This is a genomic window from Acinetobacter sp. AB03 (assembly GCF_058107045.1).
Window position 1 is genome coordinate 2,978,886 of sequence record NZ_JBUEBA010000002.1, and the last position, 24,059, is coordinate 3,002,944.

At 44.5% G+C, this 24,059-nt stretch carries 21 protein-coding genes and 1 pseudogene; 10 read left to right on the forward strand and 12 right to left on the reverse strand.

Annotation, left to right across the window (positions count from 1 at the left end; genetic code table 11):
* Positions 1 to 80 precede the first annotated feature (80 nt).
* The 5 genes from ftsW to ACY3FQ_RS14980 all read right to left on the reverse strand — a co-directional run bounded on the left by ftsW (position 81) and on the right by ACY3FQ_RS14980 (position 5,199).
* A complete protein-coding gene (ftsW, locus tag ACY3FQ_RS14960; RefSeq protein ID WP_114837823.1) occupies positions 81 to 1,277 on the reverse strand; it encodes a putative lipid II flippase FtsW in 1,197 nt (398 codons plus the stop codon).
* A 19-nt stretch (positions 1,278 to 1,296) separates the two neighbouring features.
* On the reverse strand, positions 1,297 to 2,643 hold the full coding sequence (gene murD, locus ACY3FQ_RS14965; RefSeq protein WP_348958315.1) for a UDP-N-acetylmuramoyl-L-alanine--D-glutamate ligase: 1,347 nt from the start codon (positions 2,641 to 2,643) through the stop codon (positions 1,297 to 1,299).
* Between the two features lie 160 nt (positions 2,644 to 2,803).
* Positions 2,804 to 3,055 (reverse strand): DUF6587 family protein, encoded by a 252-nt coding sequence (locus tag ACY3FQ_RS14970; RefSeq protein WP_104222290.1) that lies wholly within the window; start codon positions 3,053 to 3,055, stop codon positions 2,804 to 2,806.
* A gap of 27 nt (positions 3,056 to 3,082) precedes the next feature.
* The gene (feoB, locus tag ACY3FQ_RS14975) at positions 3,083 to 4,942 is read right to left on the reverse strand and encodes a ferrous iron transporter B (protein WP_348958317.1); all 1,860 of its coding nucleotides are present in this window, start codon (positions 4,940 to 4,942) and stop codon (positions 3,083 to 3,085) included.
* Positions 4,939 to 5,199: a FeoA family protein gene (locus tag ACY3FQ_RS14980; RefSeq protein ID WP_010325703.1), complete on the reverse strand. Its 261-nt coding sequence runs from the start codon at positions 5,197 to 5,199 to the stop codon at positions 4,939 to 4,941. The genes feoB and ACY3FQ_RS14980 overlap by 4 nt, the downstream gene beginning before the upstream one ends.
* 180 nt (positions 5,200 to 5,379) lie before the next feature.
* Between ACY3FQ_RS14980 and xerD the strand changes: the two genes are divergently transcribed.
* The 4 genes from xerD (at position 5,380) to thrC (ending at position 9,872) form a co-directional block, all read left to right on the forward strand.
* On the forward strand, positions 5,380 to 6,297 hold the full coding sequence (xerD, locus tag ACY3FQ_RS14985) for a site-specific tyrosine recombinase XerD (RefSeq protein ID WP_062033281.1): 918 nt from the start codon (positions 5,380 to 5,382) through the stop codon (positions 6,295 to 6,297).
* A 126-nt stretch (positions 6,298 to 6,423) separates the two neighbouring features.
* Entirely contained in the window at positions 6,424 to 7,233 is an 810-nt protein-coding gene (locus tag ACY3FQ_RS14990) for a DsbC family protein (protein WP_004692830.1), read from the forward strand.
* A gap of 129 nt (positions 7,234 to 7,362) precedes the next feature.
* A complete protein-coding gene (locus tag ACY3FQ_RS14995) occupies positions 7,363 to 8,667 on the forward strand; it encodes a homoserine dehydrogenase (protein WP_010325700.1) in 1,305 nt (434 codons plus the stop codon).
* 65 nt (positions 8,668 to 8,732) lie between these two features.
* The gene (thrC, locus tag ACY3FQ_RS15000) at positions 8,733 to 9,872 is read left to right on the forward strand and encodes a threonine synthase (protein WP_348958318.1); all 1,140 of its coding nucleotides are present in this window, start codon (positions 8,733 to 8,735) and stop codon (positions 9,870 to 9,872) included.
* Positions 9,873 to 9,958: 86 nt separating this feature from the next.
* Here thrC and ACY3FQ_RS15005 read toward each other — a convergent pair whose 3' ends face one another.
* On the reverse strand, positions 9,959 to 11,014 hold the full coding sequence (locus ACY3FQ_RS15005; RefSeq protein ID WP_348958319.1) for a serine hydrolase family protein: 1,056 nt from the start codon (positions 11,012 to 11,014) through the stop codon (positions 9,959 to 9,961).
* Positions 11,015 to 11,229: 215 nt separating this feature from the next.
* On the opposite strand from ACY3FQ_RS15005, the gene gacA reads away from it, so the two are divergent.
* From gacA to ACY3FQ_RS15020, 3 genes and pseudogenes are all read left to right on the forward strand, one after another.
* Entirely contained in the window at positions 11,230 to 11,865 is a 636-nt protein-coding gene (gene gacA, locus ACY3FQ_RS15010; protein WP_004692836.1) for a response regulator transcription factor GacA, read from the forward strand.
* Positions 11,866 to 11,886: 21 nt separating this feature from the next.
* Positions 11,887 to 13,455, forward strand: a complete 1,569-nt coding sequence (locus ACY3FQ_RS15015) for a sensor histidine kinase (RefSeq protein WP_489774293.1) — start codon at positions 11,887 to 11,889, stop codon at positions 13,453 to 13,455.
* A 72-nt stretch (positions 13,456 to 13,527) separates the two neighbouring features.
* A pseudogene (locus ACY3FQ_RS15020) lies at positions 13,528 to 14,905 on the forward strand (sigma-54-dependent transcriptional regulator).
* 4 nt (positions 14,906 to 14,909) lie between these two features.
* Here the strand turns inward: ACY3FQ_RS15020 and ACY3FQ_RS15025 are convergent.
* The 4 genes from ACY3FQ_RS15025 to lptF all read right to left on the reverse strand — a co-directional run bounded on the left by ACY3FQ_RS15025 (position 14,910) and on the right by lptF (position 19,948).
* Complete coding sequence (locus tag ACY3FQ_RS15025; RefSeq protein ID WP_004692840.1) at positions 14,910 to 16,085, reverse strand: S41 family peptidase; 1,176 nt, start codon at positions 16,083 to 16,085, stop codon at positions 14,910 to 14,912.
* A gap of 18 nt (positions 16,086 to 16,103) precedes the next feature.
* Positions 16,104 to 17,651, reverse strand: coding sequence for a 2,3-bisphosphoglycerate-independent phosphoglycerate mutase (gpmI, locus tag ACY3FQ_RS15030; RefSeq protein WP_287166747.1), 1,548 nt, complete (start codon positions 17,649 to 17,651; stop codon positions 16,104 to 16,106).
* Between the two features lie 123 nt (positions 17,652 to 17,774).
* Positions 17,775 to 18,845: an LPS export ABC transporter permease LptG gene (gene lptG, locus ACY3FQ_RS15035; protein WP_058868725.1), complete on the reverse strand. Its 1,071-nt coding sequence runs from the start codon at positions 18,843 to 18,845 to the stop codon at positions 17,775 to 17,777.
* A 2-nt stretch (positions 18,846 to 18,847) separates the two neighbouring features.
* Positions 18,848 to 19,948, reverse strand: a complete 1,101-nt coding sequence (lptF, locus tag ACY3FQ_RS15040) for an LPS export ABC transporter permease LptF (protein ID WP_287166745.1) — start codon at positions 19,946 to 19,948, stop codon at positions 18,848 to 18,850.
* Between the two features lie 158 nt (positions 19,949 to 20,106).
* Between lptF and ACY3FQ_RS15045 the strand changes: the two genes are divergently transcribed.
* From ACY3FQ_RS15045 to blhA, 3 genes are read left to right on the forward strand one after another with little or no spacing between them, the layout of a single operon-like run.
* Positions 20,107 to 21,555, forward strand: a complete 1,449-nt coding sequence (locus ACY3FQ_RS15045; protein ID WP_287166744.1) for a leucyl aminopeptidase — start codon at positions 20,107 to 20,109, stop codon at positions 21,553 to 21,555.
* On the forward strand, positions 21,548 to 21,955 hold the full coding sequence (locus ACY3FQ_RS15050; RefSeq protein ID WP_078425943.1) for a DNA polymerase III subunit chi: 408 nt from the start codon (positions 21,548 to 21,550) through the stop codon (positions 21,953 to 21,955). Before ACY3FQ_RS15045 ends, ACY3FQ_RS15050 begins: the two co-directional genes overlap by 8 nt.
* Before the next feature lie 31 nt (positions 21,956 to 21,986).
* Positions 21,987 to 22,622 carry a cell division protein BlhA gene (gene blhA, locus ACY3FQ_RS15055; RefSeq protein ID WP_004978568.1) on the forward strand — a complete coding sequence of 212 codons (636 nt, stop codon included), beginning with the start codon at positions 21,987 to 21,989 and terminating at the stop codon, positions 22,620 to 22,622.
* 82 nt (positions 22,623 to 22,704) lie between these two features.
* Here blhA and ACY3FQ_RS15060 read toward each other — a convergent pair whose 3' ends face one another.
* Together ACY3FQ_RS15060 and ACY3FQ_RS15065 are read right to left on the reverse strand one after the other, a co-directional pair.
* Positions 22,705 to 23,253 (reverse strand): VTT domain-containing protein, encoded by a 549-nt coding sequence (locus tag ACY3FQ_RS15060; protein ID WP_004692848.1) that lies wholly within the window; start codon positions 23,251 to 23,253, stop codon positions 22,705 to 22,707.
* A gap of 145 nt (positions 23,254 to 23,398) precedes the next feature.
* Entirely contained in the window at positions 23,399 to 24,058 is a 660-nt protein-coding gene (locus tag ACY3FQ_RS15065) for a riboflavin synthase (protein WP_176536997.1), read from the reverse strand.
* Between the last annotated feature and the right edge of the window lies 1 nt (position 24,059).

Genomic DNA, 24,059 nt, shown 5'->3' on the forward strand with positions numbered 1-24,059 from the left:
ATTTAGGAAGGACTCAAACGCTATCCGCATAACGAAAAGTACGTTTCGTCTGTGGATAGCGTGATGAAAGAACAACCCGCTTAGAAGCTGGATTCTTCTTTGGTTGGATTGGCACTTTGTGTGGTTGCATCAATTTTCAAAATCAAACTGATCATCACTGCGCACATAATCAGTGATGAACCGCCATAACTAATAAAAGGTAGCGTCAAACCTTTGGTTGGCAGCATCCCCATATTCATACCTGCGTTTACCAAAATTTGCAGTAAGAAAATAATCGATACCCCATAAGCCAAATAACCCGCACGCAGGTACTGATTTTTCAGCGCACGATGACCCACTTTGATACAGCACAGCAACATGGTAAAGGACAGAATCAAGACCGTAGTGATCCCGAAAAAGCCAAACTCTTCGCCTAAAATGGCCAACATGAAGTCGGTATGCGCTTCAGGCAAGTAGGCCATTTTCTGTACACTGTGGCCAAGTCCTACACCAAACCATTCACCACGCCCAAAAGCCATCAAGGCATTGGAAAGCTGGTAACCAGTACCTAGCGGATCTTCCCAAGGGTTTGAGAAAGACATTAGACGTTCAAAACGGTAAGGCTCAAATACAATCAGAAAGACAAAGGCCGCAAAAATTGCACCAAAAGCCATACCAAACTGAATCAACGGCGCGCCAGCAAGGAAGAAGATACCGAGCATCATCAAACTAATCACCACGGTTGCACCCAAGTCGGGCTCCGCGATAATCAAACCCACCGTCAACAGCATAATAATACCGAGACGGATCAAACCTTTGATATTGTTTCTTACTTCTTCGGCACGGCGTACCACATAGTCGGCCGTGAAAATCGCCATCATCACTTTGGCGACCTCAGAAGCCTGTAACGTAAAGCCCGCAACACGAATCCAGCGGGTTGAACCATTGACCTCTGTACCGACGACCAGCACGGCGGCCAGCAGTAAGATGGTCAAAATCCACAGCGGAAAGGTGTTATTGAACCAAACATTGAGCGGAACTCGGTATACCGCATAGGCCAAAACGCCAGCCACCGCAATTGAAATCCCGTGACGAAGGACATAGTGAAATGAATTCTCATGGAGACGTTCAGCATAAGGCATCGACGCAGATGCAACCATGATCGAGCCTAAACACAACAAAGCAATGACGCAAAAGATCAACACATTACGTGGTGTCACTTCGCTGGGTACACGCGGCGCCCAACGGCTATAAAACTGATTCATTTTATTGATCGTTGTCTGAGCAAACTCAGCCATCTCAATTTCCTTATTATTTTTAGTGGAGTTCTTGCACACAAGCGACAAACTGATGTCCGCGCTGTGGGTAACCACTGAACATATCAAAACTTGCACATGCAGGTGACAATAACACGACATCATGGGCTTGGGTATTGGCTTGGCAAAGTGCAACCGCCTGCTCTAGCGTCTCAGCATGTAGTAAGGTCGTTGTTCCTGCCACAGCTTTTTCAATTAATACTGCATCTTCACCAATCAATACCGCCACTTTCACGTATTTGCTCAAAGCCTCACGTAAAGCGCTAAAGTCTTGCCCTTTGCCTTGACCACCTAAAATGATCGCGACCTTACCACCTTGGGCTTCAATCGCAGCACCTAAGCCATCAATTGCAGCTAGTGTTGCACCTACGTTGGTGCCCTTAGAGTCATTATAGTAACGGACACCCTCAACTTCTTTCACAAACTCACAGCGATGCTCTAAGCCTTTAAAGCTTTTCAGTGTTTCCAACATCGACTCAAGCGGAAGATTGATTGCCTCACCTAAAGCCAAACAGGCCAACGCATTGGCCACATTGTGTGTGCCTTGAATATACATCTCTGCACTGTTCAATAAACGTGTGCGACCACGGGCCAACCAAATCGTACCATCGTCATCTCTTAATACACCATATTGATTCATATCAGGTGCATTTAAACCAAAGCTTTGCATTGGCGTAGCATCAGGTACTAAAGGACGAGTCAGCGAGTCATCACGGTTATGAACGACTTTTTTCACGCCTTGGAAAATGCGATGCTTCGCGGTGTGATAGCCCATCATATCGCCATGACGGTCAAGATGGTCTTCACTCATATTCAGCACCACCGCAACCTCAGCTTGTAAATTTGAAGTGGTTTCTAACTGAAAGCTGGATAGTTCTAAAATGTATAAATCTGGCTGATCTTTGGTTAAATCCAACGCTGGGCGACCAAGGTTACCGCCTACCGCGACTTTTACACCTGCATGTTCAGCCATTAGCCCAATCAAGGTCGTCACGGTACTTTTTGCATTCGACCCAGTAATGGCCATGATCGGCTTGTCGGTTGCACGGCGTAAAATCTGAATTTCACTCACCACGGGAATACCTTTGGCAATCGCAGCTTGAATTTCAGGTAGTTTCGGATCGAGCCCAGGGCTAATAACGATTTCTTCAGCAGACAACAACAGTTCTGCGTCAAACTGACCAAAACTGGTTTGTACCTCTGCTGGAATTTGGTCATGACCGGGCGGGGTCGACCGAGAGTCCGTTACTGCAACGCGGTAGCCTTGGTTATGTAAAAAATTGACCGCTGCAACACCAGAAATGCCGAGCCCTGCAACGACCTTAAGTCCACCACGTTGTATTAACATTTTCGCCCCATGCTTGGTCTGAGATTTATCTGCGGAAATGTTAGCACTTTGCTGTTTTGAATGCTTTTTCTGTTTTGACTTTCCTGCACTTTTTTTGTGTCAGTGCGTAAAAAAGCCGCCCCTCTTGGACGGCTTTTTTATTTGTGAGCAAAAATCGTTTTTATTTCCACTTCACCGCTTGGACTTCAGGCTTTTTCGCATTGCTGTCTTCCGTTGCTGGACAAGCACAGTTTCCGCCACAACCACCAGCCATTGACGGTTTTAACCACGTTGCTAAACGCGTCCAACCTCGAGCCTCACACAGCGTGGACAAGGACATGAAAACTGAACCCGATGTCTTAGGAAATACTTTCTTAAATACCACCACGGCACTCCAGATCACCAGAGCAGCAACAATTAGAATTTCAATCATCTCAATCTCCTCGCCTATTTACGCCAATTAGCCCAAATAGTGCGTTGCAATTTGATAGGTCAGGAATGACATTAAATAAGCCAAACCAAACAAGTAAATGGTCATAAAACTCACGGTTTTCCATGAACCTGTTTCACGTTTGACCGTCGCCAAAGTCGCCAAACAGTGCGGCGCATAAATAAACCACACCAATAAAGACAGACCAGTCGCCACCGACCAGCCGAGCTCACCGCCACTACTGATCAGTGAAGCCAAACCTTGTGACATTGCATCTTCATCGACAGCGGATAAGGCATATACCGTACCTAAAGCTGCCACTACGACTTCACGAGCGGCCATGGCTGGAATCAAGGCAATACAAATCTGCCAGTTGAAGCCCAGCGGTGCAAAAATCGGTTGTAGTAAATGACCGAGCATACCGGCAAATGAATAATCAATTTCTGGTAAAGTCGCACCTTCAGGGGCTTGCGGGAAAGTACACAAGAACCACAGCAAAATAGACAACGCGAAAATGATGCCACCCACACGACGCAAGAAGATCTTGGCGCGGTCAAGTAAACCAATCCAAATATTCTTTAAGTCAGGGAAACGATAGCTTGGCAACTCCATCATCAACATATGTTGTGACTTATCTTTCTGGAAGAACTTCAGAACGAAAGATACACACAGTGCACTCGCAATCCCGGCCATATATAATGCAAACAACACCAAACCTTGCAGATTGAATAGGCCCCAAACGGTTTGTTCAGGAATAAAAGCGGCAATTAACAAGGCATATACAGGTAAACGTGCAGAACACGTCATCAGCGGTGCAACAAAAATCGTGGTCAAACGGTCACGCGGATCACCAATGGTACGCGATGCCATGATGCCCGGAATTGCGCAGGCAAAGCTTGATAACAATGGAATAAAGGCACGCCCAGAAAGACCTGCTTTAAACATCAGTTTATCCAGCAAAAACGCGGCACGCGGTAAATAACCCGACTCTTCCAACACCAAGATAAAGAAGAACAAAATTAAAATCTGCGGTAAGAACACCACCACACCACCCGCACCCGCAATAACTCCGTCCACCACCAAGCTATTAAGCAAAGGTTGGCTAATCACGCCACCAGCAGTTTCACCGAGCCAACCGAAGAAAGTTTCAATCCCATCCATAAACGGCGCAGCCCAAGCAAAAACGGCTTGGAAGACAATAAACATCATGACGGCAAGGCTAACTAAACCCAAAACTGGATGTAGGAAAATCTTATCTAGAAAATCAGTTCGCTTGTCTTCTTCATCGACGTACTGCACAGCGTCATGTAATAAATTTTCTACTTTCTCATGTGCAGTGTCGCCTTTTAAACCCGTCAGCTCGGTATAAGGCACGGCATATTTGCCCTGCTCTAAAGCGCTAAGCAGGCTTTCAATACCCGAGTTACGCACCGCAACCGTTTCAACGATCGGCACACCCAAGCGCTCAGAAAGCTTTTGGGTATTGATTTGCATGCCACGGCGACGTGCTTCATCCATCATGTTTAAAACGATTAACATTGGACGGCCCAATGCAATCAGTTCAATCACTAAACCAAGGTGAAGTTTGAGGTTGGTTGCATCAACCACACATAAGAAAGCATCTTGCTGATCTTCGTCTGCAATTTTCCCCATCACCACATCGCGGGTAATCATTTCATCAGGGCTGGTCGCATCTAAGCTATACGTCCCTGGCAAATCCAGAACGCGAACCGCTTGACCAGAAGGAAGAGTAAATTGACCAACTTTACGCTCAACCGTTACACCCGCATAGTTACCTACTTTTTGGCGTGTTCCAGTGAGATGGTTAAATAACGAAGTTTTACCGCAGTTTGGATTACCTACAAGGGCAACACGCAAGGCATCACTCATCTAGGTGCTCCTTCGACTTGAATTTCAATTTTTTCAGCTTCAACTTTTCTTAAGGCGAAACGTGTAAAACCCACTTGGATTAAAATTGGATCGCCACCAAAAACACCTTTGGTAATCACCTGTACTTTTGTACCTGCGACAAAGCCTAATGTTTCAAGACGACTAGCCACCAAATCAGTCTGAGCTTCGCCATCCAAAGTATGATTCACTTTGTTAATGATGGCAGTTTGTTTGACTTTTAAATCAGATAAACGCACCGCATCCAACCCTTTAATATTTTGAACAGTATACAAACAAATGAGAATAATTACCAAATCAGATTCGATAATGATTCGCATCTGTTATAACACATCGACAAGCGAGAATGATTACACTACATTGAATAAAACCCCTATTCCTTGTTTTTGTCTTTCCGTGATGATGTGCTTGAGAGTTTTATGTTAAATAAAAAACCGCGTGTGCCTGCGCCTGTTCAAATCCCAACTCAGCTCAGTTTTTTACATGGCTTTAAAGATTATCTCATTGCACAAACCGTCAGCCCGCACACCCGAAATGCTTATCTCTCTGACTTATTGCAGTGCAGCGAGTGTAGTCTGGTGAGCATGCCCGAATGGAGCAGTGACGATGTCGCCGATGTTCTGCTGACCCTCACAAAGCAAGGTAAAAGCCCGCGCTCCATTGCGCGCTGTCTGTCTGCTCTGCGTTCTTTTTTTAAGTTTCTACGGGAACAAAAACTGCGTTCAGACAACCCTGTCGCGCTGCATAAAACACCCAAAATTGGCCGTGCACTGCCTAAAGACTTGTCTGAGCAAGACGTGGATGCCTTAATTCAAGCCCCCGATATTGAAACCGCTCTTGGACTCCGTGATCGTGCCATGTTTGAAGTGTTATATGCCTGTGGTTTACGTGTATCTGAGCTACTGAACCTACGCCTAGACTTAATCAATTTAAAACAAGGCTATTTAAGAATTACGGGTAAGGGCAATAAAGAGAGACTGGTGCCTTTAGGGCAAATAGCCGTGGAATGGGTCGAAAAATACTTAATTGAGTCCCGTCCGCAATTATATAAATCTGCAACTGACTATCTATTTTTAACTCAACATGGCGGCATTATGAGTCGGCAAAACTTTTGGTATGCCATTAAACGCTATGCCTTACAAGCAGGGATTCAGGCTGAACTGTCTCCACACACCTTACGACATGCTTTTGCAACGCATTTACTCAATCACGGTGCGGACTTGCGTGTGGTACAAATGTTATTGGGACATAGTGATCTGTCCACGACGCAAATTTATACCCATGTCGCACAAGTGCGTATGCAACAACTGCATGCCAGCCATCACCCTAGGGCTTAAGGTCTTGATCATCCATAACTTAAGGCTGTTTTTAGCACGAAGACTACGAAGTATTACCGAGTCCTGTACTTTTTTTGCTATGCTTGGCGCTCTGTTTTTATAAAGTCAAAAGAAAAAGGGTTATCTATGTTATTTACCCGTAAACCATTGTTCATTGCCTGTGCCATTGCTTCAAGTGTTCTATTTACAGCATGTTCAAATAACACCGAAGAAAAAAAACAAGACTCTTTAACGGCAAGCGCGCCAGCCACAGGTGAAGCGTCAACTTTGACTGAACGTAATGCAAAGCAACGTTTAATTGACACTCTTCAAAAGCATTTCAAAACAGCCAATATCAATGCCAAAATCATCGATATCAAAACCACTGAAGTGCCAAACTTATTTTGGGTCAATCTTGAAGGGATGAGCTCGGTTTATACCACGGCAGATGGTAAATATATTATCCAAGGTGATGTGATTCGCTTGGGCGATAAAACCCTCCACAACGTCAGCGACAACCTGCAAGCTGAAGCCAACAAAAAACTTCTAGCTGGACTCAAAACTGAAGATCTGCTGGTTTATAAAGCCAAAGGCAAGACCAAACATGTGGTTTATGTCTTTACCGATGCCAGCTGCCCTTACTGCCATAAACTGCACGAACACATCCCTGAAATCACAGCTCAAGGCATTGAAGTGCGTTACATTGCATGGCCGCGTGGCGAACAGTTCATGCCAGCCATGGAAAGTGTGTGGTGTAGCGCAGACCGTCAAGCTGCCTTTGATCAAGCGATTTCAGGTGCTCAACTTCCACCGGCGACCTGTAAAAACCCAGTGCGAGATCAATACCAGTTGGGTCTGAACATGGGCGTAAATGGGACACCTGCGATCTACAATGAAGATGGTGAATATCTCGGTGGCTATTTGGCCCCAAGTGAATTATTAAATCGCCTTAAATAACTAATTTTTATTTGTTATTTAACTAATATTTATAGTTGAACATAAAATGATTTCTTTCCTAGAGTCTCACAGTTTTTTTAGCTATGATCTAGGCTTGGTTCAATATATATAAGTAAATTGGAGTGTGACGTGAAACCAGTTCGTCTGGCAATCCTCGGTCTTGGTACTGTGGGTGGTGGTGCCCTTAAACTACTAAAAGAAAATGCTGCTGAGATTAAACGTCGCACCGGTCGTGAAATTCAAATTACCTATGTCGGCACACGCCGCCCTCGTCCAGACTTAGATTTAGGCGATGAGGTCAAGCAAAGTGCTGACTTACTCGACATTGTGCGTCAGCCTGATGTCGATGTTGTGGTTGAAGTGATGGGTGGCATCCATCCTGCATATGAAGTGATTAAAGAAGCCATTTTGCATGGCAAACAAGTCGTCACCGCGAACAAAGCTTTACTTGCTGAACATGGTAATGAGCTGTTCAAACTGGCGGATGACAATGCCGTGCAAATCGCCTATGAAGCTGCGGTTGCAGGGGGCATTCCCATCATTAAAGTGATGCGCGAAGGTCTAGCGGCAAACAAGATTAATTGGTTAGCGGGTATCATCAATGGTACAGGCAACTTTATTCTGACTGAAATGCGTGAAAAAGGTCGTGCCTTTGCCGACGTATTAAAAGAAGCACAAGAACTGGGTTATGCCGAAGCTGATCCAACTTTTGATGTCGAAGGCATTGATGCTGCACATAAACTCACGATTTTAGCATCGTGTGCTTTTGGTATTCCGCTACAGTTTGACAAAGTCTATACCGAAGGCATCAGTAAAATCACAGCACAAGATGTGAAGTATGCTGAAGAGCTGGGTTTCCGTATTAAGCACTTGGGGATTGCGCGTCGCGCAGCGAATGGCATCGAACTTCGTGTTCACCCAACCTTGATCCCTGCGGAAGAACTGATTGCCAATGTCAACGGTGTTAAAAATGCCGTCTTGGTACAAGCTCATGCTGTCGGCCCAACCTTGTATTACGGTGCGGGTGCAGGCGCAGGTCCAACGGCGTCTGCGGTCGTTGCAGATGTCATTGATATCGTCCGTGATATATCTTATACCGAAGATGGCGCTGGAACAATTCCACAATTGGCCTTCGAAGCACTGACCAATGTGCCAATTTTAAGCCGTGAAGAAATGACCACCGGTTATTACATCCGGATTAATGCAGAAGATCAAACTGGCGTCTTGGCGGATGTGACCACGATTCTCAGTCGTGCAGGCATCAGTATCGATGCCATCATGCAACAACCACGCTTAAAAGACCTTATTCCAATCGTGATTTTGACTGATCCAGTCGTTGAATCAAAAATGGACGAGGCACTTGCTCAAATTCAAGCCTTACCCGTCATTCATGGCGAAATCGTGCGAATTCGTTTAGAATCGCTTGATAATTAATCGGGTTGAGGAAAAGAACGCTCTTCTCTTCCTCACCAAGCTCTACACACAATTGGAACATCATCATGTCGAATGCCAATCGTTATACTGGTTTAGTTGACCGTTATCGCGACCGTTTACCAGTGTCTGCAACTACTCGCGCTATTTCTTTAGGTGAAGGTAATACGCCACTGATTAAACTCGAGAACATTCCACGTTTAATTGGCAAAAATGTTGAAATTTATGTGAAGTACGAGGGCTTAAACCCGACTGGTTCATTTAAAGACCGTGGTATGACCATGGCGGTTACTAAAGCCGTTGAAGAAGGCTCAAAAGCGATTATCTGTGCCTCTACAGGTAATACCTCAGCTGCGGCTGCGGCTTATGCAGCACGCGCAGGCATCAAAGCGTTTGTGTTAATCCCAGAAGGCAAAATTGCCATGGGTAAAATGGCGCAGGCGATGATGTATGGTGCCATCACCATGCAAATCCGCGGTAACTTCGATGACGGTATGCGTCTGGTCAAAGAAATTGCCGACAAAGCCCCTGTAACCATCGTAAACTCAATCAACCCATACCGTTTGCAGGGTCAAAAAACCATTGCTTACGAAATCGTAGATGAGTTAGGCCGTGCACCAGATTACCACTGCTTACCCGTGGGTAACGCAGGGAACATTACTGCACACTGGATGGGTTATACCGAAGCCGTTGCCAACCAACCTGCAGATCAATTTGAGCAAGTGATTTACGACTCTGAAACAGATCAGTTCACAGGTCCAAAGCCTGAAGGTTTACCAACCATGGTTGGTTACCAAGCAGCAGGTGCTGCGCCATTCTTACGTGGTGCACCAGTTGAAAACCCTGAAACAGTTGCAACGGCTATCCGCATTGGTAATCCACAAAGCTGGAACCATGCTAAAGCGGTGGTTCGTGATTCTCAAGGTTGGTTCGATGAGCTAACTGATGCTGAAATTCTAGAAGCACAGCGTTTGCTTTCAATGTATGAAGGTGTCTTTGTAGAACCTGCTTCTGCAGCGTCGATCGGCGGTGCAATCCGTGACATCAAAGCAGGTAAAATTGCGGAAGGTTCTGTGATTGTCTGTACGGTGACAGGTAATGGTCTAAAAGACCCTGATACTGCGATCAAACAGTGTTCTGATGCGGTCATGCTGTCAATCGATGCAACTTTAGAACAAGTTCGCGATTCAATTCTTTCAAACATGTAATTGAGAGAAGACAAAAAAAGCCCTGCATATGCAGGGCTTTTTTATGACTCAATTTTTGTTGTTGAGTGAACAAAAACAAAGTCGGGTTAAATACGTTTTGGTAATTGGCTTGCCCAGTTCATTAGGCGCGTTGCATCATTGGTACGTGCTGCAGAGGAGTCCGCGCCCAATAACACCACTACTGCTGGACGGTTATTTAAAGTGGTATGCATCACCACACAACGACCGGCTTCATTAATGAAACCTGTTTTTGAAATATTAATATTCCAGCCACCGTTACGAACTAAGGCATTGGTATTATTTGATTTTAATACACGATAACCCAAGTTAAAATCATAGCTTGCTGTGGTTGAGAACTGACGAATCAGACCATATTGTGATGCGGCATTGACTAAAATACCCAAGTCACGTGCTGAAGCGATATTACCTGGATGTAAACCTGTAGATTCCATATAATGGGTTGAAGTCATACCCAAGGATTTTGCTTTGGCATTCATCGCCGAAACAAAGGCTGAGCGACCACCCGGATACGTCCGTGCAAGCGCTGATGCTGCTGGGTTTTCTGACTTCATTAATGCAAATAACAATGCTTCTGCACGGTTCATACTGTCCCCTGCACGCAGTGACGAGCTTGAACTTTTACAACCCGAACAGGAAAAGTCCGCTTGCTGTAAAGTAATGTTTTCAGACATATTTAAACGCGCATCTGAAATCACCACCGCCGTCATCAGCTTAGTAATCGAAGCAATTGGCAGCGCGGTATTACTGTTTTTACTGTACAGCACTTCACCTGTATTGCCATCCATCACCAATGCTGCACGAGCATTGACACTGGGTTGGTTTGAATATTTAGAGGTATCGAAAATTTGTACCGTTTTTGAGGTGCTGTTGTTCGTCACCACACCATTGGAACTGCGAATACTGGTGGTGACTTTTGTTGAACCCTGAGGAGCGTACTCTTCAGGATCTTCCATTAGATCATCATTCAGAAGCTGTTCTGCATCTGCAGCAGACCAGCTCATGCTTGCTTGGCTAGGCCCCGAGCTCGGGTTCATCACCAAGTCTGCAAAGCTATGGGTACTGACCGTCATTGCAATCGACCATCCCAATAGATGCATTAAAAATTTATTTGATTTTTTCACTTTTCTTCACTCAACTTCATAACCCATAAGATACATTTGCGTATTCACGCCAATATGCCTTACATTTGTACACAATGCGAACAGCATTGCCGTCGACAGCGTGCATATCTTTTCAAATAAGCCTAAGAATAGGATTGCTAATTTTGTCGTTTCATTGCAAGCTTATTTTGCTTTATGTAACAAAAAATATGGTTTTTATAGTGAGGAAGAGCTAGGTGATCACAGTTTTAGTGGTAGATGACCATGAGTTAGTACGTACAGGGATTTGTCGAATGCTCGAGGACCATGCCGATGTTCAAGTTATTGGCCAAGCTGAATCTGGTGAAGAAGCAATTAATCTCGTCCGTCAACATCACCCAAATGTGGTTCTGTTAGATGTCAACATGCCAGGTATTGGTGGAGTTGAAACCACACGCCGCTTACTGCAAACCGCACCCGAGACCAAAGTACTGGCAGTCAGTGGTCTAGCTGAAGAACCTTATCCTTCCCTGTTACTCAAAGCTGGCGCCAAAGGCTACATTACAAAGGGTGCACCTGTGACCGAAATGGTACGTGCCATTAATAAAGTGATGCAAGGCGGCAAATATTTCAGCGCTGATATTGCTGAACAACTGGCCAGTTCTTATCTATCGGATACACAAACCTCGCCTTTTGATGCTCTGTCTGAACGTGAAATGCAGGTGGCGATGATGGTCGTGAATTGCATTAGTGCACAGGAAATTTCTGACAAGCTTTTTGTGAGCGTAAAAACGGTCAATACTTACCGTTACCGAATTTTTGAAAAGCTCAACATCGACAGTGATGTGAAGCTGACTCACCTTGCTATTCGTTATGGCTTAATCAAACCCTGATGCAAGCTGACTAACACCCGCATGCTGCAATACTCAACCAATATTCAGTTAAATCAATACCGTCTAGGTGTTTGGTATGCGTCTTATCGACTGTTTATTGGCTGTTGTTTGTTGCTGGTTTATCTGCTGACCTATGAGCAGTTGTTTTCAAATTATCAATATCCAGTATTGTATCGTTCTGTCCTGATTGGCTTTATTTTTATCAGTGCCTTTCAGCTATTGAGCCTCAAGCATGTGCGCAAGCGCATATCACTTCAGCTCACCTTGTTGTTTATTGTCGATGTCATTAGTCTCAGTTTACTCACTTTCGCCACCGATGGTCCAAACTTACAGTTAAGCTTATTGTTTGTGATCACGATCTTTGCCGCTTGTGTATTGGTCGATAAACAAAAAGCGCTCATCATTACCTTGATTGCTGTGATTACACTGGTTTATCAACACTTTATTGGAACGCTATTTTCAATTAGTTCATTGAATACCATTGGCAACAGTGCCGTGCTCGCCTTTTTGTTCTTTGTGGTTTATGGGTCTGGACAAATTGCAGTACGACGTTTTCAAGTCCTTGAAAATTTAAACTTCTATCAGTCCCAAGAACTGGACCAACTGCAAAACATTAACCGTTATATTTTAGAGCAAACCGAGCTCGGCTATTTGGTTCTCGATGAAAACTGCCACATGGTGCTGAGTAATCCTGCAGCCTGTGCATTATTGGGTATCTCCCCGATTTATGCTCACGATAAATATCCTTTGTACAAAGCACAGCCTGATTTATTTGAACTCCTCAAATTCGACCAACTGAAGAATGGAGAAAAATTCCAATTTACATCCCAGCTGAGTCGCTTTCAAATTCAGATCGAAATTCAAAAACTACAAGTACCGAATCAGACACTCACCTTATTCGTCCTGCAAGATGCACAAAAAATTAATCAACGTGTACAACAACTCAAACTGGCTGCACTGGGTCAACTTTCTGCCAGCATTGCACATGAAATCCGCAATCCACTGGCAGCCATCACGCAAGCCAATGAATTAATGCAACTTAACGACCCACAACAAGAACTGTTGCATAACATGATTGCCAAACAAGCCTCACGGATTGATAAAATTATTGGCGATACACTGAACATGGCACGCAGTAAAGAAACCTATCCGACCTTGATTGATGTCGCCGCTTTTTTAGAACGTTTTATCGTTGAAGATTTGCCCGATGTCAAAGATCAAATTGATTACCGCATTTCCGATCAAGCTCAGATTCAGTTTGATGAACAACAACTGAGGCAAGTGCTGATCAACCTGATTCGATACGCCATTCGGCATAATGCAGCTGAAGCTGAGCACATTCAAATTCGTGTCTATAGCTACAAAAACCTCGTCCATATTGAGGTCTGCGATTTTGGTGAAGGGGTCGCCACTCAGGATCAAACCGCCCTGTTTCAACCGTTTTTTAGTACCTCAATCAATGGAACTGGGTTAGGATTATATTTATCCCATAGTTTCTGCGAAGCCAACCAAGCTAAGCTATACTATGTAGAACAAAAAATAGGGGCATGCTTTCGGATTGAATGCCCCCGTATAAACAATGACGTGTAATTTTTGGGGTTAAACGTGGAAAAAAAACCACTTGTTTTATTGGTGGATGACGAACAAGACTTATGTACACTGATGCAAATGTCTTTAAGTCGGATGGGGATTGATACACATATTGCCTATCGCTTACAAGAGGCGGTTCAAGCCCTGAAAACGCATCAATATGATGCCTGTCTAACCGATCTGAATTTACCCGATGGTAATGGTCTGAGCTTGGTCGATTTTATTGCTCAAAATTATCCTAATTTGCCTGTTGCAGTGCTGACTGCTTACGGCAATATGGATATTGCGATTGCAGCACTTAAAGCTGGTGCTTTTGATTTTGTCAGTAAACCAATCAACCAAAAACATTTAGAGCAACTTTTACAAAAAGCCTTTAATCAGCCCATCAGTCAGCTGCATATCCAAGAAGATACGCTTGAACATCGTCTGCTGATTGGTCAGTCCCTTCCTATTCAACAGCTACGCATAACCTTAAAGAAAATTGCACGCTCGCAAGCCCCTGTCTGTATTACGGGTGAATCAGGCACTGGCAAAGAAGTGGTGGCTAATCTGGTACATCGCCTGAGCAATCGCAATGAAGGGCCATTTATTGCCATTAACTGCGGTGCCATACCGACCGAACTGATGGAAAGTGAATTGTTTGGACACCGTAAAGGCAGCTTCACAGGGGCCACTCAAGACAAACAAGGGCTGATTCTCTCTGCACATGGCGGCAGTTTATTTTTAGATGAAATTGCCGAGTTACCGCTCACTATGCAGGTGAAACTGCTGCGCGCGGTACAAGAAAAACGGGTGCGAAAAACGCATTCGCCCAATTGGGAGTGACACGGAAATTGATGTCGATTTTCGTGTGATTAGTGCCAGCCATCAAGACCTAGAAGCACTGGTACAACAAGGCAAGTTCCGTCAGGATTTGTACTTCCGCATCCATGTCATGGACATTGTGCTGCCAGCCCTACGTGAGCGTGGCAATGACATTATTCTTTTAGCACAACATTTCATTCAGAAAATCTGCCAAGAATGGGACATCCCAGTCAAAGCATTGAGTGAACGTGCACGTGAATTTTTATTGGCCCAATATTATCCAGGCAATGTGCGTGAATTACGCAATATGATGGAACGTGCCATCACTTTAAGTGATGAAAGCAGTATCGACTTACCACACTTGCAAACAGCCCCACTGCGACCAATTGCTCAGACCAACTATGCCAATGCCACGCAACAAGGTACTGTTGGCAATGATCAACTCAGTCATATGCCTTCGCGTAAATTGCCCGAAGAGGGTTTAGAGCTGTATTTAGAAAAAATTGAAAAAGAAATTTTGATGAATGCGCTCAATCTTACCCACTGGAACCGAACACTGGCGGCTAAAAAGCTCGGCATGTCTTTCCGTTCTTTACGTTATCGCTTGAAGAAATTCGGGCTAGATGGCGAAGACGATTCCGTTTAAAGACTTAACGACGGTTAATTAGAATCTCTGCCACATGTTCAACATAGCTTTCGTCTTTGAGTTCATGTGGCATTGGATATACCTGATTTGGCGCAATTCCTACTCCTTCAATCATCCGACCACTTGGGGTGTAATAATGCGATACCGTCATTTGCAAAGCTGCACCATTCGATAACGGAAATAGTTTCTGTACCACGCCCTTACCATAACTTTTTTCACCAATCACCCACGCCCGTCCATGCTCCTTCAGCGCAGCGGTAAACACCTCCGCGGCCGATGCAGAGCGATCATTAATCAGAATCCCCACTTTTAAGTTTTGAAACTCTAGGCTTGGTAAAGCTTGGAACTGTTGATCCCCTTCAGAACGGCTTTGGGTTGAAACAATCACCCCTTGATTTAAGAATAAATCAGCAGATTCAACTGCGGCAGACAACAGCCCCCCGGGATTATTTCTGAGGTCAATCAAGACCGCTTTTAAACGCGAAGACTGATGTTCTTCAATCAGTTGCTGAATTTCATTGGCCGTATCCTGTTGAAACACCCGCACCTTGAGCACCAAAACTTGGTTATTCAACAGTTGCGCCTGAATATCGGTTTCAACCTTTTTGGTTCGGACTAAATTGATCGGCGTTGAATTGGCTTTTAACTGTAGGCTGATGGTACTACCAATTGCCCCACTGAGTAATTCATTGACTTGAGCATGGTTGAGCTTGCGTAGCTCTTGATCATCCACTTTAAAAACGGAGATCCCATTTTTTAAGCCCAGTTTGCTGGAATCTGAGTCAGGTTTTAATCCACGAATCAGCCATTGTTGTAAGCGAGAATCAAACTCTAAACTGAAGTCAACTGAAGCCAAATCCCCTTCGGTATATTGCACCAGTTGTTTATATTCTTGAGGAGATAAATAGCGAGAATAACGGTCTAAGCCACTGACTAAACCTTTAATGGCCTGTTGAAACAATGCTTCATCACTACGTTCAGCCACATAATTGTCTTTGACTAAACCGTAGATTTGCACAAATTGTTGAATTGATTCAATCGGAACCTCAACATAACCTTGTTCCAATTCATCATCAAAAGCGGGTGCTGCCGCAGTTTTTGCAACAGCCCCCATCGGGTGGATCAGACTCAGACCTAAAGCAATCACTACACCTATTGAAGTCCACGATGCTTTTGCCATTTACCCACCCAAATTGATTTATACGTCTAATGTAATTAAGTTACGACCTTGCATGTCTGCTGGAACAGGAAGATGCATCAAGCTTAACAAGGTTGGCGCGACATCGGCCAATACACCACCCTCCGCAATGGTTGCTTGGGTTGGGCCGACATAGATAAAAGGCACCAATTCTGTCGTATGCTGAGTATGCACCTGACCACTGTGATAATCCTGCATTTGTTCAACATTACCATGGTCAGCCGTAATTAACATATGGCCTTTTTGTGCCATCACCGCCTCATAGACACGGCCTAAGCATAAATCAACAGCTTCCACTGCTTTCACTGCAGCATTAAACACGCCCGTATGACCCACCATATCGCCGTTGGCATAGTTCACCACCAATAGATCAAACTCACCAGAGTTAATCGCAGCCACCAATTCATCGGTCACTTCATAGGCGCTCATTTCTGGCTTGAGGTCATAAGTAGCCACATTCGGTGACGGAATCAAAATACGTTTTTCACCTGGATATTCATCTTCACGACCACCACTGAAGAAGAATGTCACATGTGCATATTTCTCAGTTTCAGCAATACGTAATTGGGTTTTACCAAGGTCTGAAAGATATTCACCAATCGAGTTTTTTAATGCTTCAGGCATATACGCCACAGGTGCATCAATACTGGCTTGGTAGCGTGTCAACATCACAAACTTAGATAGGTTTGGTACGACTTTACGCGCAAAGCCTGCAAAATCTTTTTCAACAAACGCTTTGGTAATTTCACGCGCACGATCCGCACGGAAATTCATAAAGACGATGCTGTCACCGTCTTCAACTTTCACAGTATCGCCAATGCGTGTTGCTTTGACAAATTCATCAGATTCATCTGCGGCATAAGCCAATGCTAAACCTTCAACAGCTGTAGCTGCAGTACGTGTTGCTTCAGACTCTGTAAGTAAACGATAGGCTTGTTCCACACGGTCCCAACGGTTATCTCGATCCATCGCAAAATAACGACCAATCAGACTCACAATACGACCTTGATTTGGATATTGAGCAAACAATGCATCTAATTTTTCTAAAGAAGGCTGTGCACTACGTGGCGGGGTATCACGACCATCTAAGAAGGCATGGAGATACACGGTTGCACCGCGTTTTAACGCAAGTTCAGCCATGGCAACAATGTGGTCTTCGTGTGAATGCACCCCACCTTCAGACAATAGCCCCATGATGTGCAACGCACCACCCGCTGCTTTGGCTTTCTCAACAGCATCAACCAAAACTTCATGCTCGAAAAAAGCACCCGTACGAATGTCTTTGGTGATTCGGGTAAAGTCTTGATAGAGCACACGCCCTGCGCCCAAGTTCATATGACCCACTTCAGAGTTGCCCATTTGGCCATCTGGCAGACCCACATCTTCACCAGAACCTGAAATTAAGCTATGCGGATGCTTTGCTTCAATCGCTGTTAAATTCGGTCGATTCGCTGCTAAAAATGCATTGTCTTCGATCGCTTCACGGTGTCCCACACCATCCATAATGACCAGTACGTGAGGGATTTTGCCAGCAGTTGCATCCGCCATAATAAGCACTCTTTTTTTGTCTACAAATTCATCGCTCTATCTTACCGAATTTTCGGTCAAGACTCTATGCAGGCATGATGGTTTAACACCATCATCCGCATTGTTTTCTTCAATATCGTACAGTTATCGCGCACGTTGTAATAAATAACCACCTGCGACAAACATCAGTAAAATCGGCACAAAAACAAACCATGCGGGTGAAGGTGAATAAACCAAACTTGCATAACCCAAGAAGTCTTGCAGGTAAAAGAAACCTAAGCCTGTAAACAGTGCAATGACTAAACGAAAGCCCATCGATTGTTGGCGCAGTGGGCCAAAAATAAAGGAACAAGCAATCAACACCAAAGCAATTAAGGCAAATGGAGACGCCACTTTTTGCCAAAAAGCCAACTGATAAGTTTTAGGCACTTGGCTGTATTCATGCATATAGCTCATGAAACTAACCAATTGACTTGGTGAAAGGTCTTCAGGGTCAATCGTCACCATGTGTACATATTTCGGCTGCAGTGCCAATGCCAAAGGCGTTTCAGCGGCCTTTTGTGCCGTGGCGTTACCTGTCGGTAGTAAATCAACTTGGGCCGTATTTTCTAAGATCCAATGACCATCTTGCACAAACTGACCTTGCTCAGCATTTAAAACGCCTTTTAAACGAGCATTATTGTCAAAGTCGACCACTTGCACATTTTTCAGCTGACCTTGAGAGTTGGCATAATCGACATAAATAAAACGCTGCCCTTCTCGTGTCCAGTAACCACGTACTTCACCGAGCTCAGCCGCTGTTCGATGGCTTTTCACACCTTTGGCTTGCTCATTGGTATATGGAATCACCCATTCACTTAAAGCGAATGACAGTACCACCAAAATTAAAGCCGAACGAATCACCCAACCAACAATCCGCCAGAGACTCACCCCCACCGAGCGCATCACAATCAGCTCACTGTTTGAAGCCAAAGTGCCGAGGCCCAGTACCGAGCCAATTAACGCGGCAATCGGTAGAATCTCATAGAGATATTGCGGTGCTCCCCACAGTACATAACGTAAAGCATCCCAAGCACCATAACCTTCTTTAAGGGAGCCTAGCTCACCCAAATAGGTAAACAAAATTTGTAAGACTGATAAAATAGCGGTAGCACCCAGCATCGCCATCGCGGTGGTTTTGGTCACATGTTTTGCGACTATACGACGTGCGAACATGATTAAGACCCCGCTCGTTGTAATGTTTTCTTAATTTTCGGGGCCAGCTTTTGTTTACGCGAAAACAAAGCCGCTGCTATCGCATAGATCACCAAGATCAATGGATAAGCCCAAATCCCCATTTCTTCTTTACTGACTCGGGTTTTAATGGCCATCAAAGCCACGATTAAACTGGCAAAAATAAGCAATGCAGGGAACAGCTTTAAGTAACGGCCTTGGCGTGGACTCACTTCAGATAACGCCACAGCGAGGAGCAACGCCACTACAATGGCAAACGGTACAAAAATACGCCAGCCCAACTCACTCGCCACAACAGGATCATTACGATTATCCCAAAGTTTCATGGTGGACAATGCTTCAACATCAGCACTTTCAAACTTCGCTTCTTTATCATTTTCTAAACGTAGGCGATAAGACTGAAACTCGGCTTGGCTATAACGTGGCTGTCCCGGATAAATTTCATAACGGCGACCTTGCACCAAATCCACCACATTGGCAGGATCATTTTCAATTTCAACCCGCGTGGCTTCTTTGGCCAAAATCATGACATCGGGCTTACCTTCTGCTTCAGCGCGTTGATAGAAGAAGATGTCTTTGAGGTTCTTACGGTCTTCGGATAAGTCACCCGCATAAATGGTATAAGGCCCCGATGAAATAAACTCTTTGGGTCGAACCAAATCAAAACCAGTACGCACCGCCTGACTGGTGGTGAGCTGCTCAAACTGACGAACACCCCACGGCGCCATCCAAAGCATCAGCACGGCTTGAACGGCAAGAAACACCACGGTCATAGGAATCAGCAGTCGCCCCAATTGGTTACGACTGACGCCACTACCATTGAGTACTGCCATTTCATGATCGACATACAGACGACCAAAAACCAGCATCAGCCCAATAAAAAAGCCTAGAGGAAGAATCAGCGTTAAAAATTCAGGCAAACGATAGCCAATAATGCTAAATAAAATACCTGCATCTAAGCGACCCTGCGCGGCTACGCCAAAATACTTGATCAAACGACCGCCCATCATGATCAAGGTCAATAAGGCGATCACAACCAAGGATGTCGACACCACTTGTTTGACCAGATAACGCCGAATAATCAAATTAATTCTTCCAAAAATAGGTGAATAAAAACTAGCGCTAGTTTACCCGAATAGTGAAAATATAAAACCTGTACTCTTGTTGCACTTTGCAACTCTATTCATGTTAATGTTTCAGTGGTTTAATCATTTTCAAACTTTATAAGGCTTAAATAAAACTTATGAAACTCTCTATTAATACGTCATTCACAGAGAATACGTCTAGCCAATTTTTGTTGATATTAGTAGATTCTGAAAACACGCAACACCTTGCAAATGCTTATCAAATTAATGATTTAAACAACTTAATTGAAGCGACTCAGTTTAAAGCCGCGTTCAATGAAACCTTGAGCCTCATTGGTCAAATTCCAACAAGCCCCAATGCAGCCTTGGTGGGTGTCGGGAAAGCAGCTGAATTACAAGCAGCAAAGCTGGTGAAAATTGCTCAAACCATTATCAAAGCTTCACAAAAAAAATTCAAACACATCAGCCTTGACCTTTCAGCCCTTCCAGCTGAACTCCATTATTTATTTGCCCTCAGTTTGACGCAAGCCGCATATGCTTTTGATGAATTCAAATCGAAAAAAGCAGACAACGTGCTTGAACAGATCAGCCTGATTGCTGCTGAGTCGCCGCTGAATGCTGCGCAACTTAAATTGATTGAAGCCGTGCAATCTGGTCAAAGCTTTGCTCGTGACTTAGGCAACCGTCCAGGCAATATCTGCTTCCCTGAATATTTGGCAGAGCAAGCCTTAGAACTGGCAGCCCAATATCCTGACCTACTCCGTGTTAATGTCCTTGATGAGCAGCAAATGGCTGATCTGGGCATGCATTCCTTCCTTGCGGTGAGCAAAGGTTCAGACCGCCCAGGCCGTATTATTACCCTTGAGTATCAAGCTGAACGTTCTGAAGCCCCAGTGGTCTTGGTCGGTAAAGGAATCACCTTTGATACAGGTGGCATTTCATTGAAACCGGGCGCTGGTATGGATGAAATGAAATATGACATGTGTGGTGCAGCATCGGTTCTAGGGACACTCCGTGCTCTATGTGAATCACGTTTAGCCATTCATGTCGTAGGTACGATTGCTGCAGCTGAAAATATGCCGTCAGGCAAAGCTACACGTCCGGGTGACATCGTGAGCACCATGAGCGGTCAAACCGTTGAAATTTTAAATACCGATGCAGAAGGTCGTTTGGTGCTGTGCGATACATTGACCTATGTAAAACGCTTTAACCCTGAACTGGTCATTGATATTGCAACCTTAACAGGTGCCTGTGTCGTGGCACTCGGTTCAGTCTTAACGGGTATGTTTACCCCAGATGACAAACTGGCGGCCGAACTGTCTGAAGCAGGTCAAAATAGCTTTGACCGCGTCTGGCGCATGCCTGTGATTGATGACTATCAAGAACAGTTAGACTCTCCATTTGCAGATATTGCCAACATTGGCGGGCCTAAAGCTGGTGCCGTAACTGCAGCGTGCTTCTTGCAACGTTTCACCCGTGATTACCGCTGGGCGCATTTGGACATCGCAGGTACAGCATGGAACTCGGGTGCCAATAAAGGGGCAACCGGTCGCCCAGTACCCTTATTGATGCAATTCTTAGCTCATCGTGCGCAGTCTAATGGCTAATATTAGCTTTTATCTGTTTGAACAAAGTCCTGAACGACAAGTCGAAAGTGCTTGTCGTTTATGTCGTAAAATCTTGCGTCAGCCAGAGCGAATCTGGTTGTATGCAAGCGACACTGAACTACAACAGCAACTAGATGAACGTTTGTGGAGTTTTGATGACACGAGCTTTATTCCGCATGGCATTGATCAAATCGATGCGCGTATTTGTATCTCAGCCCAACTGCCTGAGCAATCTGACTGGATTGTGTTCAATTTTAACGATCAAGCTCTTGAACAGTTCGAAAAATTTAGCCACATTATAGAAATTATTGAAAATAACGAATCGGCCAAACAACAAGGTCGTGAAAAATTTAAACAATATAGACGTCTCGGAGTTGAAGCTCGAACCTTCAAGCTTTAAATGATTCCCCGTCTAAATAAGGAGATGCGTAGTGGCATTGAATGTTGGTCCAGATTTTAAACAGCGCTGGTTAAATGTACCTGATGCTGTTCGTCAGGCCTTTATTGATGACCTGAGTCGCGTCTGCGATGTACTCAAACCTGAAACAGGTTTGCACAGTTGGATTGAACAAGATCAACGTGCTCAAGCTGTCTCGACCCAACGAATTGAACAAGCGTATGCTGATCTGAAAGCACAGCTGATTGAAGAAGCGCGGATTCGTAAACAACAAGCATTAGAAAAATCACTGGCAGACAAACGCGCAGCACAGGAAGCTTATGCGGAGAGCCTCAAAAAAGATGAAATCCGTCAGTTCAATGAGCAAACCCAAGCTTTAAATGTGATGCGTCAAAGTGTCGATCAGGAAATTTCGAGTTACACCGCACGCTATGAGAAAACGCCTGAACAAGCTCTGGACTATGCCAAAGGTAAATTTGGTATTGATGACTCACAAATTTTGTCTGAGTTAGAAAGTGTCCGTTTACGTTTAGAGCTTGAAGCGGAAACCTTAATTGAAGAGTCCGTCGCCAGCTACCGCAGTAAGCTGCAAGCCGCGGCTCAAGAAGAAATTGACTATATTTTGAAAAATTCAGACTTTTCTGATGAAGTGGTATCCAACTCTGCCTAACTGGCCTTGGCTTCCACTTAAACTCACTTCGGTGAGTTTTTTTATGCACCCTTGTTTTGCTCGGCTGATGTGGTCTGTGATCTCAAACCAACACATCAACCATAAACGATAAGGTATTGCCCACACCATAACCAATCGCCAACAAACTACCAATCCAAATCAGGCCACCGGTCACGTTGTACCACATAAAAGTCGCCAAGCTCATATGCCCTGCGCCCGCAGCAAAAGGCGCGAAAGAACGTACAAAAGGAATAAAACGTGCCACTAAAATGGTTTTACCACCATGCTTTAAGAAATATTGATTGGTCTTCATCATATATTCGGGTTTCAGCCAACGCGAATGCTGATGGGCAAATTTAAAGCCCAGCTTCTGACCGGTATAATAATTGACGATATAACCCAATACCGCAGCAATCATCATCAAAATACCCATGGTGTGGATATGGATTAAATCCGAGCTAGAACATAGGGCACCAATGGCAATCAGTAAACTGTCACCCGGCAAAAAGAACATAAAAACGAAACCGGTTTCTGCAAAAATAATCAGAAAAAGAATCGCATAAATCCAAAGGCCGTATTCTGCAAGCAGTACGGGCAATAATTGTTCTAGATGGAGAAAAAAATCAATCATTGTCACCGATCCGTGCAATGAACTGCGTACTATCTTTCATCATACTCAATTGCTTACCTATTCATTTCAAAAGAAAAACTCCCTCATTTTGGGCAAATAGGGAGCTCATCTTTTGTCTATTCTTGCTGCAATCTAAACGATTTTTCTATTTCAAGAAACCATTTTGTGCCAAAAAGTCTAAACTAATTTTAGATTGTGGGGGAGTTTCCGCAGCTTTGTCACCCATCATCAGACGTTCAATGTAGCGTGCTAACACATCCACTTCAAGGTTCACTTGACTGCCTGCCTTCCACGTTCCAATGTTGGTTCGTTCAGCCGTATGCGGAATTAAATTGAGGCTTAAAATACGCCCACGCAAATGATTAATGGTTAAACTGATCCCATCGACCGTGATCGAGCCTTTTTCTGCCAAGTAACGTGCAATCTCGGCTGGCGCAGTCACTTCAAAATAAAGCGAGCGTGCATCTTCACGCACAACGGTGATTTCACCCACAGCATCGACATGACCTGACACAATGTGTCCACCAAAACGTGTAGTGGGCAACATCGCCTTTTCCACATTGACACGTTGGCCAACTTTCCAGTGGGTCAGTGTGGTTCGGTTCAAACTTTCACGTGAGACATCGGCAGCATACCAGTGCTCACCCCAGTCAATCACTGTGAGGCAAATGCCATTGGTGGCAATCGAGTCACCCAAATGTACATCTGACATATCAAGATCCGTACCAATGCGCAACCGCACATCGCCACCGACATTTTGTACGCTTTCAACTGTGCCTAGACTTTCAATGATCCCTGTAAACATG